This is a genomic window from Yersinia sp. SCPM-O-B-9106 (C-191) (assembly GCF_026183365.1).
GTDB lineage: Bacteria > Pseudomonadota > Gammaproteobacteria > Enterobacterales > Enterobacteriaceae > Yersinia > Yersinia rochesterensis.
In genome coordinates, this window is record NZ_CP110791.1 from 1453427 (window position 1) to 1465937 (window position 12511).

Below are 12511 nucleotides of genomic sequence, written 5' to 3' on the forward strand. Positions count from 1 at the left end.
CTAATCAGAATTTATTCAGCTCCGTAATAAGAGCGATATCTGTTTGAGCCTGCTGTTTAACTTGCTCATTTTTGCTGCCCGACACTTGTTGCTGCAATGTCGTCAGCGCTGCGTCGTAACTGGTTTTATCTTTGAACAGCTTATCTTTTATGTTGATCGATGCAATGTTGGTATAGCGGCCATCATCCGTGGCTGGCACTGCTATGGTGCCGTTATTAATCAGTTGTTTAACAATCTGCCGCTCTTTCTCATAGCCTTCCAGTCCCACCAAATGCCAGCGCTGTTGAGGTTTTCCCTCATATTTCCCCATTTTAACATCCGTCAGATAGTGAATTGTTAGGTTACGGATAGTGCCTTCTTCTTCACCATATTGGGCTTTGCTGTCCGATAATATCGGGAATGATTGTCCTTCCAGCACGCCGCCTTTTTGCGTTAAATGCCCCATCCGATAACTGTTCATGCCCAAATGTATGGGAGTGATATCTGTGACGGGGGTTCCGTCATTGAGACGCAGGTCGGTGATACGCATCCCTGCGGGTTGACGTAAATCGATGGTGTATGTCACCCCATCAAAGAAGTCATTAGTAGAATATTTAGAGGCACGGCGCTGCGGGTTAAAGCTGTAGGTTACGTCGCCCGGCTTAACTTGGTTAAAGTAGTCAGCCGACCACTCCATATATTGCTTCAGTTCTTTGCCAGTCAGGGCATAAACCGTAATTTCACCGCCAGCATATTGATAGTTGAATGCAATGTCTTTAGCCGTGATATCACCCACATCCATTTTGGGACGGTCATTATCAATCTGCAAGGCGATGACTTGGGCCTGCGGGGCATAATAATGGGCGGCTTCTTGATAGAGTGCACTGATACCGGTGTCTTGCACATGGACTTGCGGAATACCTTTAATCTCATCCGGCGGGACTAAATTTGTACCGCTCAGTTTCGCAATCACTCGATTAGCATTGGCGCGCAAAATATCGTGGTAAGGTTGATAGAGTGATTCCAGCGTTTTATCAGACTCAATCCCCTTGATAGGGTAGGTGTAGCTGTCTTTCTCTATAAGGTGATATTTCCCGTCGCGTTGCTCAAATTTCAGGTCAATACGGGAAAGGGCACGGCCATATTTATCCGGCTCAGTAATAATGACGCCGTTGACCACCGCTTTATCAATTTTTACATGCATATGGCCCGCGACAATGGCAGCAAGTTCTGGATTGGCTTTGGCGATATCGCCAACACCGGTTCCGGGCCGCTGATTCTCATTGTCGATTCCCATATGCGCTACCAGAACAATGGCATCTACCTGTGGCTGGAGCTGCTGAATGACCTTTTTCACTTCCTGCACTGGATCAGTGAAATGGATGCCATTAATACGGTCAGTACCCTGAGCAAACTCGGCGGTCATCGGAGTATCCATCCCGATAATGCCGATTTTAACCCCTTGGCGCTCAATTATTTTGTAAGAGGGCAGGTAGGGTTTACCTGAATCCCAGAAAATATTGCCCGCCAGTGCTGCGCCGTCAAATTGCTTTAATGAGGTAGAAAGAGCTTTCAAGCCAAAATCGAATTCGTGATTACCCATCACCCAGGCGTCATATTTCAAAGCATTAAAGCCAAGGATCATTGGGCTGATAGGTTCGTTTTTAAAGGTTTCGACAAAGTTGCCCTGAATAGTATCGCCGGCATCCACCAGAATAATATTCGGTTGTTCAGCCCGTATTTTATGCACTTTGGTGGCTATTTGACTTAGGCTACCGGCCAGATTTTCACTGTCACTGGCATAGTCCCATGGTACGAAAGTGCCATGTAAATCAGAGGTTCCCAAGATAGTAATATCAATTTGTGGTGCAGCGAAAGCGGGGGAGCTGATACAGAGTAATGTGGTGAGTGCTATTTTTTTCATTGTAGGAGATTCATTTATCAGGTAATAGCACTTTATCATGCAACAAAATAGCAACACTTGCGAACGCTTCCCTCAGGATGGACTAATATATTCATGTAAAACTCGGAAATGTGATTTAACTCACTCTGAAAATAATAAATTTAAAAGTTAACCTGGATCGCATAATAACCACGTAATAAAGCACGAACTAAACTATAAAATTACATTCCGTTAACAGTTGTGGATTATATAAAAACAATTGAACTTTTAATTAACATTAGAAAGAAATAATTGTTCTAAATCAACTTTTGAATATAGCAATAATGTTCATATGGGCTTAAATTGTTCTGGATCAAATTACGATATGATAGGCAAATGGCCTATTTATTGACCTGTATCCAGAACTCGAAGCTGGGTCACGTAAAATCCTATTTATTGTGTGGGATTAGAAGCGTACTATTACCGCGGTGTAATACTGGGTAGTTGATATTGTTATTTTTGTTGTGTTTTTTGGGCATTCACTGCGGGTAATGACTAAACTTCCAATATAACGGAGGTCCAGTTGCCGCAAGTCGGAGTCTTCGTGCGAGGAGCAAGGAGTCAAGATGTTTGATATTGTCGAACTGTCACGGTTACAGTTTGCCTTAACGGCAATGTACCATTTCTTATTTGTCCCATTAACGCTGGGTATGGCGTTTTTGTTGGCAATTATGGAATCGGTTTATGTGCTGTCTGGCAAACAAATCTATAAAGATATGACCAAGTTCTGGGGTAAGTTATTTGCGATTAACTTTGCTCTGGGTGTTGCTACTGGTCTGACTATGGAGTTCCAATTCGGGACCAACTGGTCATATTTCTCACATTACGTCGGTGATATTTTCGGTGCCCCTCTGGCAATCGAAGGTTTAATGGCGTTCTTCTTAGAATCTACTTTCGTCGGTCTATTCTTCTTCGGTTGGGATCGTCTGAGTAAACACCAGCATTTGGCAGTAACCTGGCTGGTTGCATTAGGCTCTAACTTCTCTGCACTGTGGATCTTGGTTGCGAATGGCTGGATGCAAAACCCGATTGCATCTGACTTCAACTTTGAAACCATGCGTATGGAAATGCTGAGCTTCTCAGAGTTGGTGCTAAACCCAGTTGCTCAGGTGAAATTCGTTCACACTGTGGCCGCTGGTTATGTCACTGGCGCGATGTTTGTTCTGGGTATCAGTTCTTACTATCTATTGAAAGGCCGTGATATTCCGTTCGCCAAACGTTCCTTTGCTATTGCTGCGAGTTTTGGTATGGCTGCCGTGCTGTCTGTTATCGTGCTGGGTGATGAATCCGGTTATGAGATGGGTGACGTGCAGAAAACCAAATTGGCTGCGATTGAAGCAGAATGGGAAACTCAGCCACCTCCGGCGGCTTTCACGCTATTTGCCATCCCCAATCAGGAAACCATGGAGAACCGGTTTGCGGTTCAGATTCCATTCGCTCTGGGGATAATTGCGACCCGTTCATTGGATACGCCAGTTATCGGCTTACGTGATTTGATGTCTCAGCACGAAGTCCGTATCCGTAATGGTATCCATGCTTACAGTCTGTTAGAAAAATTACGTTCCGGTAATACTGACCCAGCCGTGCGTGAAGCATTCAGTAAGGCGAAGCAAGACTTGGGCTACGGTCTATTACTGAAGCGTTATACACAAAACGTTACCGATGCGACTGAAGAGCAAATTCAGTTAGCAGCACAGGACTCCATTCCACGCGTTCTGCCGCTGTACTTTGCCTTCCGTATCATGGTGGCCTGTGGTTTCCTGATGTTAATTATCATCGGCCTGTCCTTCTATAATGTGATTCGTGGTCGGATTGGTGAGAAGAAATGGTTACTGCGTGCCGCATTGTTCGGTATTCCGTTACCGTGGATTGCAGTCGAAGCAGGTTGGTTTGTGGCGGAATATGGTCGCCAACCATGGGCCATCGGTGAGGTGCTACCGACAGCAATTGCAAACTCATCCGTCTCCGCCGGGGATATTTTATTCTCCATGGGGCTGATTTGCGGTTTGTACACGCTGTTCCTGGTGGCAGAAATGTACCTGATGTTCAAATTCGCGCGCCTTGGGCCTAGCAGCCTGAAAACTGGCCGTTATCATTTTGAGCAGCCGACTGCCCCAGTGCAGGAAGCACGGTAAACAGGAGTCCACTTATGTTTGATTATGAAGTATTACGATTTATCTGGTGGCTGCTGATCGGTGTACTGCTGATTGGTTTCGCAGTCACTGATGGTTTCGATATGGGTGTCGGTATCCTGCTGCGCATCATCGGGAAGAATGATACAGAACGTCGCATTATGATTAACTCGATTGCCCCTCACTGGGATGGTAATCAGGTTTGGTTGATAACTGCGGGTGGGGCGCTGTTTGCTGCCTGGCCAATGGTGTATGCCGCGGCATTCTCCGGCTTCTATATTGCGATGATTTTGGTGTTGGCTGCGTTATTCTTCCGCCCGGTCGGTTTCGATTACCGGTCTAAGCTGGAAAACAGCCGCTGGCGTAATATGTGGGACTGGGGCATTTTTGTCGGTAGCTTCGTGCCTGCGGTGGTGTTCGGTGTGGCGTTCGGTAACTTGCTGCAAGGTGTGCCGTTCCATATGGACAGCTACATGCGCCTGTTCTACACCGGTAACTTCTTCCAGTTGTTAAACCCGTTTGGTTTACTGGCAGGGGTGGTCAGCTTGACCATGCTGGTCACACAGGGTGCGACTTACCTGCAAATGCGTACCCGTGGGGAGTTGCACTTGCGTTCCCGTGCTGCGGCGCAAATCTCTGCGTTGGTGATGGGCGTTGCCTTCCTGCTGGCCGGTATCTGGTTAGTTAATGGTATTGATGGCTTTGTTGTGACCTCAGCATTGGATACAGCAGCTCAATCTAACCCGATGCGCAAAGAAGTTGCACATCAAGCAGGTGCATGGTTGATTAACTTCAACAAGTATCCAAGCTTGTGGGCGCTGCCAGCACTGGGCGTGATTTTGCCTCTGTTCACCATCTTGTTATCGCGCTTTGAAAAAGGGGCTTGGGCGTTCCTGTTCTCATCACTGACCATTGCCTGTGTGATACTGACTGCTGGGGTCACTATGTTCCCATTCGTTATGCCGTCAAGCACAGTGCCAAATGTCAGTCTGACAATGTGGGATGCAACATCAAGCCTGTTAACGCTGAAAGTGATGACCATTGTTGCGATAATCTTTGTTCCTATCATCCTGATTTACACCAGCTGGTGTTACTACAAGATGTTCGGGCGCATTGATAAAGAGTTCATCGAAAACAACAAGCATTCACTGTACTAAGGAGCATAAAGCATGTGGTATTTTGCCTGGATTCTAGGGACACTTCTGGCCTGCTCCTTTGGTATCATTACTGCCCTGGCGCTGGAGCAGAGTGAAGCCAACGCAGCAGCGAAAGCCGCTAATAATGGCGAAGATGATGTTGTCCGATAAGCTATACAATCTAATGGACAAGGGCTCGCTACGAGCCCTTTCACTGGTGCTCGCATTTGCTGTGGCTTTTTGTGTGTTCTGGGACCCTTCGCGTTTTGCGGCGGCAACTAGCTCACTGGAAGTCTGGCAAGAGGTGTTTATCGTGTGGGCGGTTTGTACCGGTGTGATTCATGGCGTTGGTTTTCGTCCAAAACGGATGTGGTTACGCGCTTTTTTCTCACCACTTCCAGCAATTGTGATCTTGGGCGCGGGATTATTCTACTTTTTTGTCTAATCTGGTCATATTTCGCCTAATCTGAACACAAACTCTCCTTTATGGGCCGCCTGGCCCATAATTATTTTCGTTCTATTCTTGCAAGTGATTCCAAACCTTATCACTCTTCAGTATAGTGTGTCCGTTAACTGCATTACTGGGAAGTAGAGTGAGTAATACGTTGTTTCGATGGCCGGTTCGTGTCTACTTTGAAGACACTGATGCTGGTGGCGTGGTTTACCACGCACGCTACGTTGCCTTTTATGAAAGGGCGCGCACAGAAATGTTGCGCCAACGCAATTTTCACCAGCAGCAATTGCTCAGTGAGCATGTCGCTTTCGCTGTCCGCCGCATGACGGTAGAATACCTGGCACCTGCACGTCTTGATGATATGCTGGAGGTTCAGAGTGAAATTACCGCAATGCGTGGGGCTTCTCTCTCGTTTGCTCAACGAATTCTCGACTCACATGGCAATCTTCTGAGTAGTGCAGAAGTATTGATCGCATGTATCGATCCACACCAAATGAAGCCAAGAGCGCTTCCTAAGTCTATTGTCGCGGAGTTTAAGTAGTGGCTGACATGAACATTCTGGATTTATTCCTGCAGGCAAGCCTATTCGTTAAGCTTATCATGCTGGTATTGATGGGCTTTTCTATTGCTTCATGGGCGATAATCATTCAGCGAACGCGTATTCTGAATGCGGCTACCCGCGATGCTGAAGCCTTCGAAGATAAATTTTGGTCCGGTATAGAGCTGTCTCGCCTGTATCAAGAGAGTCAGGCTCGCCGTGATACGCTGGGTGGTTCCGAGCAAATCTTCCATTCCGGATTTAAAGAGTTTGCGCGTTTACATCGTGCAAATAGCCATGCGCCTGAAGCGGTGATTGACGGTGCTTCCCGTGCGATGCGCATCTCGATGAACCGCGAATTAGAAGCGCTGGAAACTCATATTCCTTTCCTTGGTACTGTTGGTTCCATCAGCCCGTATATCGGTCTGTTTGGTACAGTATGGGGGATTATGCATGCCTTTATTTCTCTGGGTGCAGTCAAGCAGGCGACATTGCAAATGGTCGCACCGGGTATTGCTGAAGCACTGATTGCCACGGCGATCGGCTTGTTTGCCGCTATCCCTGCTGTTATGGCTTATAACCGCCTGAATCAGCGTGTGAATAAACTTGAACAAAACTATGACAACTTCATGGAAGAGTTCATTGCTATTCTGCATCGCCAGGCTTTTGCCAGCGCCGAGAGCAAATAAGTAGGGGGTTGTATGGCGCGAGGACGTGGTCGTAAACGGCGCGAGCTTAAGTCTGAAATTAACATTGTTCCCTTGCTCGACGTTTTGCTGGTGCTATTGCTGATCTTTATGGCGACCGCGCCGATTATCACGCAAAGCGTTGAGGTGGACTTACCTGACGCGACGGATTCAAAAACTGTCTCCAGCGATGATAATCCTCCGGTGATTGTCGAAGTCTCAGGTGTGGGCCAATACTCGCTGGTTATTGACCATCAGCGGATGGAGCAACTACCCTCAGAACAAGTGGTGGCAGAGGCTCAAGCAAGGTTGAAATCGAATCCGAAAACTGTATTTCTGATCGGCGGCGCGAAAGAGGTTCCTTATGATGAAATTATTAAGGCCCTTAATATGCTGCATCAGGCTGGAGTGACATCGGTAGGCTTAATGACTCAACCGATATAAATTTGCGTTGATATTGGCTGGGTTGATAGTAAATCCAGCCAGTAGATACCCTGTTTTTGGCAGTTCCGTTTTTTAGCAATAGAGCGCGGACATCGAGTGTGGAAATCGAGCGTGGGTAAGGCAACCGAGCAAAATGATAAGCTGAATCGCGCTGTTATAGTGTCGGTGGTTCTGCACATCGTATTGATTGCCCTGTTGATTTGGGGCTCTCTGACGCAGACGACTGAAATGGGCGGCGGCGGTGCTGGCGGCGAAGTTATTGATGCCGTTATGGTCGACCCGGGCGCGGTGACAGAGCAGTATAACCGCCAGCAACAGCAGCAGACGGACGCTAAACGGGCGGAACAACAACGCCAGAAGAAAGCCGATCAGCAAGCTGAAGAATTACAGCAAAAACAGGCGACTGAGCAACAACGTCTGAAAGAATTGGAAAAAGAGCGTCTGCAAGCACAAGAAGATGCCAAGCAGGCGGTTGAAGAACAGAAAAAACAGGCTGCTGAACAGCAAAAAGAAGCGGCTGAGCAACAAAAAGTGGCCGCCGCTGCTGCGGCGAAAGCTAAAGAGGAGCAGAAGCAGGCCGAGGCCGCTGCAGCTCAAGCCAAAGCAGAAGCGGATAAGCTGGTGAAAGCGCAGGCTGAAGCACAGAAAAAAGCGGAAGCTGAGGCCAAGAAAGAGGCTGCAGTCGCTGCTGCTGCGAAGAAGCAAGCTGATGCTGATGCGAAGAAAGCCGCAGAAGCTGCTGAAAAAGCTGCAACAGAGGCCGCTGAAAAGAAAGCCGCCGCTGATGCTGAGAAAAAAGCAGCTGCTGACGCTAAGAAAGCCGCTGCTGCTGAGGCCAAAAAGAAAGCTGCCGCAGAAGCTGCCGCGGCAACAGATGTTGATGATTTATTCGGTGGCTTGGCAAATTCCAAGAATGCGCCGAAAAGTGGATCAGGTGCCGGTGCCGCCGCTGCCGGTAAAGGTGGTGGCAAGAAGAGCGGGGCATCAGGCGCGGAGGTCAGTGGCTATCTAGGCCAGATTACTGCCGCGATCCAAAGTAAATTTTATGATGCAGATCTTTACAAAGGCCGTACCTGTGATCTGCGAATTAAATTGGCACCAGATGGTCTATTAATTGATGTTAAAGCGGAAGGGGGCGACCCGGCACTGTGCCAGGCTGCAATCGCCGCAGCAAAACAAGCGAAGATCCCTAAACCACCAAGTTCTGATGTTTATGAGGTGTTTAAGAATGCTCCGCTTGTATTTAAACCTCAATAAGGTTTGATTGACGGGGATATACTCTGTTAAGCAACCATGTATTATGTAGTTTTGTTTGCGTTGGTTTGTTAAAATTCTGCTAATTATCGCGGGCATCCCGCTCGGGTAAGGGAGACAAGATGAAGCAGGCATGTCGAGTTGCGCTAGGCTTTTTAGTTTTATGGGCTTCTGTTTTACACGCGGAAGTTCGCATTGAAATTACCCAAGGGGTAGATTCTGCTCGTCCAATTGGCGTTGTGCCATTCAAATGGATGGGGCCAGGTACACCACCGGAAGAGATTGGCGCGATCGTCGGCGCAGATTTACGCAACAGTGGTAAATTTAACCCAATTGATGCGGCGCGTATGCCACAGCAACCGTCTACTGCAGCTGAAGTGACACCTGCTGCCTGGACTGCATTGGGTATTGATGCCGTGGTTGTAGGGCAGGTTCAGCCAAGTGCTGATGGCAGCTTCGTGGTTTCTTACCAGTTAGTGGATACCTCTGGTGCTGCGGGTAGTGTATTGGCGCAAAATCAGTATAAAGTGACTAAACAGTGGTTACGTTATGCCGCGCATACTGCCAGTGACGAAGTCTTTGAAAAGCTGACCGGGATTAAAGGTGCGTTCCGTACCCGAATTGCTTATGTGGTGCAAACCAACGGCGGCAAATTCCCACATGAATTGCGAGTTTCTGATTACGATGGCTACAACCAGTTTGTGGTTCACCGCTCTCCAGAGCCTTTGATGTCACCAGCCTGGTCTCCAGATGGTAGCAAAATTGCTTATGTAACTTTTGAGAGTGGCAAATCAGCACTGGTTATTCAGACGCTGGCAAATGGTGCAATCAGACAAGTGGCCTCATTCCCACGTCATAATGGTGCGCCAGCTTTCTCACCAGACGGTACCAAATTGGCCTTCGCTTTGTCTAAAAGCGGTAGCTTGAATTTGTATGTTATGGACTTGGGGTCTGGCCAAATCAGCCAGGTGACCGATGGCCGTAGCAATAACACTGAACCAAGCTGGTTCCCGGATAGCCAAAACCTGGCCTATACCTCGGATCAGGGCGGTCGTCCACAAGTGTATAAAGTGAATATTAATGGCGGTGCGCCACAGCGAATCACGTGGGAAGGTTCTCAGAACCAGAACGCAGATGTGAGTCCTGATGGTAAGTTCCTGGTATTGGTTAGTTCCAATGGTGGGGCACAACACATCGCCAAAATGGATCTGGTAACGGGAGCCGTTCAAGTATTAACGGACACGTTCCTGGATGAAACGCCTAGTATCGCGCCTAACGGCACCATGGTTATCTATAGCTCGACACAAGGGCTGGGAGCCGTGTTACAGCTGGTCTCGACTGATGGGCGTTTCAAAGCGCGTCTTCCGGCAACTGATGGACAGGTCAAATTTCCTGCCTGGTCGCCGTATCTGTGATGCATGTGTAAATACGTATGTATGGCAAACTATAAAAAAGGATCAAAGAGATGCAACTGAACAAAGTGCTAAAAGGGCTAATGTTGGCTTTGCCAGTTCTGGCTGTAGCGGCTTGTAGTTCCAACAAAAGCGCAAATAATGACCAATCTGGCATGGGCGCTGGCACTGGTACAGAAAACGGCAGCAACCTGTCTTCCGAAGAGCAAGCGCGTCTTCAGATGCAAGAACTGCAAAAGAACAATATCGTTTACTTCGGTTTCGATAAATACGATATCGGTTCTGACTTCGCTCAAATGCTGGATGCACATGCTGCATTCCTGCGTAGCAACCCATCTTACAAAGTTGTTGTTGAAGGCCACGCGGATGAACGCGGTACGCCAGAATACAACATCGCGTTGGGCGAGCGTCGTGCAAACGCAGTGAAAATGTATCTGCAAGGTAAAGGCGTTTCTGCTGACCAAATCTCTATCGTTTCTTACGGTAAAGAGAAGCCAGCAGTACTGGGCCATGACGAAGCAGCATTTGCTAAAAACCGTCGTGCAGTTCTGGTTTACTAAGAGAATCGCATGAACAGTAACTTCAGACGTCACTTAGTGGGTCTGTCGTTATTGGTTGGCGTAGCGGTCCCATGGGCCGCTACTGCCCAAGCGCCAATCAGTAATGTCGGCTCCGGCTCGGTAGAAGATCGGGTCACTCAACTTGAGCGTATTTCCAACGCTCACAGCCAACTATTAACTCAACTTCAGCAACAACTATCAGATTCGCAACGCGATGTAGATAGTTTACGCGGTCAGATCCAAGAAAATCAGTATCAGCTCAATCAAATTGTTGAGCGGCAAAAACAGATCTATCAGCAGATGGATAGTCTGAGCGGTGGTCAGGGGGCGTCTACTTCAACGCCTGCGGCTGCTGGCGCTGCGGCAGATAATGCAACGGCTGGAAGTTCTGATGCTGCCACCGCAGGCGCAGCAGCGGCTACAGCGGCACCTGCAGCAAGTACTGGTGATGAAAACAGCGATTACAATACAGCCGTTTCTCTGGCTCTTGAGAAAAAGCAATACGATCAAGCGATCACTGCTTTCCAAGGTTTTGTGAAACAGTACCCAAAGTCGACTTACCAGCCTAATGCCAATTACTGGTTAGGGCAGTTGTATTACAACAAAGGTAAGAAAGACGATGCTGCGTATTATTATGCTGTTGTTGTAAAAAATTATCCAAAGTCCCCAAAAAGTTCAGAAGCGATGTTTAAAGTCGGGGTGATCATGCAGGATAAAGGCCAAAGTGATAAAGCTAAGGCGGTTTATCAACAAGTGATCAAGCAATATCCCAACACTGATGCTGCTAAACAGGCACAGAAACGTTTATCTGCACTTTAGCTTTTTTCGAGCCCAGGAATTGGTCTTATTGACTAATTTCTGGGCTTTAGCGAGCGAAGAACAAGCAGTTAGACGTCTTTACAGAAATTTAAGTTGCACTGTGAAGAGAAATTAGTAATATATGCCGCCGTTGCCAAGACAACTTGTAAAACGTTAAAGCAACAGGAAATTATCGTTCGCAGTAAGCATAATGGGTCGTTAGCTCAGTTGGTAGAGCAGTTGACTTTTAATCAATTGGTCGCAGGTTCGAATCCCGCACGACCCACCATTATGAAGAATTATCAGGGTATCAAATCGTAGGAATGAGAACCGTAAAGGTTCGAGTCGAGCGAAGCGAGACAGCAACGCGTTAGCGTTGACCCGAAAGGCGAGTCCGCAGGACGAGTAATCCCGCACGACCCACCATTGTGTTATGAAGTACCGCATTACAGCGGGTCGTTAGCTCAGTTGGTAGAGCAGTTGACTTTTAATCAATTGGTCGCAGGTTCGAATCCCGCACGACCCACCATTCTTTCGCAGTTTGGTTTGAATGTAAGAAGTTGAAATCATCGCATAGATATTCCTCTTCCTGTTTTGTCTAAAATACCTCGAGTGGATTTATTCCACACGACTGGCAGTGAATTGTCATCAAGCAGTAAACATAATGGGTCGTTAGCTCAGTTGGTAGAGCAGTTGACTTTTAATCAATTGGTCGCAGGTTCGAATCCCGCACGACCCACCATTATGAAGAATTATCAGGGTATCAAATCGTAGGAATGAGAACCGTAAAGGTTCGAGTCGAGCGAAGCGAGACAGCAACGCGTTAGCGTTGACCCGAAGGGCGAGTCCGCAGGACGAGTAATCCCGCACGACCGACCATTATGTTATGAAGTACCGCATTACAGCGGGTCGTTAGCTCAGTTGGTAGAGCAGTTGACTTTTAATCAATTGGTCGCAGGTTCGAATCCCGCACGACCCACCATTATCTCAAGTATCGAAATATCCCCTCAGACTCAGAAGCCGCATACTACACAGCATCGTGTGGGTGAGATCCTGCGTTCAGGTTCGAGCCGAGCGAAGCGAGACAGCAACGCGCTAGCGTTGACCCGAAGGGCGAGTCCGCAGGACGAGTCATCCCGCACGACCCACCATTATCTCAAGTATCGAAATATCCCC

The 12511-nt window shown here is 47.8% G+C and carries 12 protein-coding genes, 4 tRNA genes and 3 other RNA genes; 18 read left to right on the forward strand and 1 reads right to left on the reverse strand.

Features of this window, described 5'->3' with window-relative positions; all coding sequences use genetic code 11:
- Positions 1-4 precede the first annotated feature (4 nt).
- Positions 5-1903, reverse strand: a complete 1899-nt coding sequence (locus tag OP863_RS06630; RefSeq protein WP_265526004.1) for a metallophosphoesterase — start codon at positions 1901-1903, stop codon at positions 5-7.
- A 584-nt stretch (positions 1904-2487) separates the two neighbouring features.
- Here OP863_RS06630 and cydA point away from each other — a divergent pair.
- The 18 genes from cydA (at position 2488) to OP863_RS06720 (ending at position 12486) form a co-directional block, all read left to right on the forward strand.
- Complete coding sequence (cydA, locus tag OP863_RS06635; RefSeq protein ID WP_038634645.1) at positions 2488-4056, forward strand: cytochrome ubiquinol oxidase subunit I; 1569 nt, start codon at positions 2488-2490, stop codon at positions 4054-4056.
- A 14-nt stretch (positions 4057-4070) separates the two neighbouring features.
- Positions 4071-5210: a cytochrome d ubiquinol oxidase subunit II gene (gene cydB / locus OP863_RS06640; RefSeq protein ID WP_038634643.1), complete on the forward strand. Its 1140-nt coding sequence runs from the start codon at positions 4071-4073 to the stop codon at positions 5208-5210.
- A gap of 12 nt (positions 5211-5222) precedes the next feature.
- A complete protein-coding gene (gene cydX / locus OP863_RS06645) occupies positions 5223-5360 on the forward strand; it encodes a cytochrome bd-I oxidase subunit CydX (RefSeq protein WP_004393309.1) in 138 nt (45 codons plus the stop codon).
- Positions 5347-5634 (forward strand): cyd operon protein YbgE, encoded by a 288-nt coding sequence (ybgE, locus tag OP863_RS06650; RefSeq protein ID WP_050112730.1) that lies wholly within the window; start codon positions 5347-5349, stop codon positions 5632-5634. The genes cydX and ybgE overlap by 14 nt, the downstream gene beginning before the upstream one ends.
- Positions 5635-5782: 148 nt before the next feature.
- Positions 5783-6184, forward strand: a complete 402-nt coding sequence (gene ybgC, locus OP863_RS06655) for a tol-pal system-associated acyl-CoA thioesterase (protein WP_038634637.1) — start codon at positions 5783-5785, stop codon at positions 6182-6184.
- Positions 6184-6870 carry a Tol-Pal system protein TolQ gene (gene tolQ / locus OP863_RS06660; protein WP_004393307.1) on the forward strand — a complete coding sequence of 229 codons (687 nt, stop codon included), beginning with the start codon at positions 6184-6186 and terminating at the stop codon, positions 6868-6870. The genes ybgC and tolQ overlap by 1 nt, the downstream gene beginning before the upstream one ends.
- A gap of 12 nt (positions 6871-6882) precedes the next feature.
- Complete coding sequence (gene tolR / locus OP863_RS06665) at positions 6883-7311, forward strand: colicin uptake protein TolR (RefSeq protein ID WP_038634634.1); 429 nt, start codon at positions 6883-6885, stop codon at positions 7309-7311.
- 111 nt (positions 7312-7422) lie between these two features.
- Entirely contained in the window at positions 7423-8568 is a 1146-nt protein-coding gene (gene tolA / locus OP863_RS06670; protein ID WP_038634631.1) for a cell envelope integrity protein TolA, read from the forward strand.
- 119 nt (positions 8569-8687) lie between these two features.
- The gene (gene tolB / locus OP863_RS06675; protein ID WP_038634628.1) at positions 8688-9980 is read left to right on the forward strand and encodes a Tol-Pal system beta propeller repeat protein TolB; all 1293 of its coding nucleotides are present in this window, start codon (positions 8688-8690) and stop codon (positions 9978-9980) included.
- Positions 9981-10030: 50 nt separating this feature from the next.
- Positions 10031-10537: a peptidoglycan-associated lipoprotein Pal gene (pal, locus tag OP863_RS06680; RefSeq protein ID WP_005278500.1), complete on the forward strand. Its 507-nt coding sequence runs from the start codon at positions 10031-10033 to the stop codon at positions 10535-10537.
- Between the two features lie 9 nt (positions 10538-10546).
- Positions 10547-11356 carry a cell division protein CpoB gene (gene cpoB, locus OP863_RS06685; protein WP_038634624.1) on the forward strand — a complete coding sequence of 270 codons (810 nt, stop codon included), beginning with the start codon at positions 10547-10549 and terminating at the stop codon, positions 11354-11356.
- Between the two features lie 192 nt (positions 11357-11548).
- A tRNA-Lys gene (locus OP863_RS06690) sits at positions 11549-11624 on the forward strand.
- Between the two features lie 14 nt (positions 11625-11638).
- A non-coding RNA gene (locus OP863_RS06695) (RtT sRNA) lies at positions 11639-11761 on the forward strand.
- Positions 11762-11788: 27 nt separating this feature from the next.
- A tRNA-Lys gene (locus tag OP863_RS06700) sits at positions 11789-11864 on the forward strand.
- Positions 11865-12001: 137 nt separating this feature from the next.
- Positions 12002-12077: transfer RNA gene (locus tag OP863_RS06705), tRNA-Lys, on the forward strand.
- A gap of 14 nt (positions 12078-12091) precedes the next feature.
- Positions 12092-12214: non-coding RNA, RtT sRNA (locus tag OP863_RS06710), on the forward strand.
- A 27-nt stretch (positions 12215-12241) separates the two neighbouring features.
- A tRNA-Lys gene (locus OP863_RS06715) sits at positions 12242-12317 on the forward strand.
- Between the two features lie 43 nt (positions 12318-12360).
- Positions 12361-12486: non-coding RNA, RtT sRNA (locus tag OP863_RS06720), on the forward strand.
- The last annotated feature ends 25 nt before the right edge of the window (positions 12487-12511 follow it).

Bases quoted from the DNA above. Each gene is read 5' to 3' on its own strand.
- OP863_RS06630 (WP_265526004.1), bottom strand. From the start codon at position 1,903: ATGAAAAAAATAGCACTCACCACATTACTCTGTATCAGCTCCCCCGCT.
- cydA (WP_038634645.1), top strand. From the start codon at position 2,488: ATGTTTGATATTGTCGAACTGTCACGGTTACAGTTTGCCTTAACGGCA.
- cydB (WP_038634643.1), top strand. From the start codon at position 4,071: ATGTTTGATTATGAAGTATTACGATTTATCTGGTGGCTGCTGATCGGT.
- cydX (WP_004393309.1), top strand. From the start codon at position 5,223: ATGTGGTATTTTGCCTGGATTCTAGGGACACTTCTGGCCTGCTCCTTT.
- ybgE (WP_050112730.1), top strand. From the start codon at position 5,347: ATGTTGTCCGATAAGCTATACAATCTAATGGACAAGGGCTCGCTACGA.
- tolR (WP_038634634.1), top strand. From the start codon at position 6,883: ATGGCGCGAGGACGTGGTCGTAAACGGCGCGAGCTTAAGTCTGAAATT.
- tolB (WP_038634628.1), top strand. From the start codon at position 8,688: ATGAAGCAGGCATGTCGAGTTGCGCTAGGCTTTTTAGTTTTATGGGCT.
- pal (WP_005278500.1), top strand. From the start codon at position 10,031: ATGCAACTGAACAAAGTGCTAAAAGGGCTAATGTTGGCTTTGCCAGTT.
- cpoB (WP_038634624.1), top strand. From the start codon at position 10,547: ATGAACAGTAACTTCAGACGTCACTTAGTGGGTCTGTCGTTATTGGTT.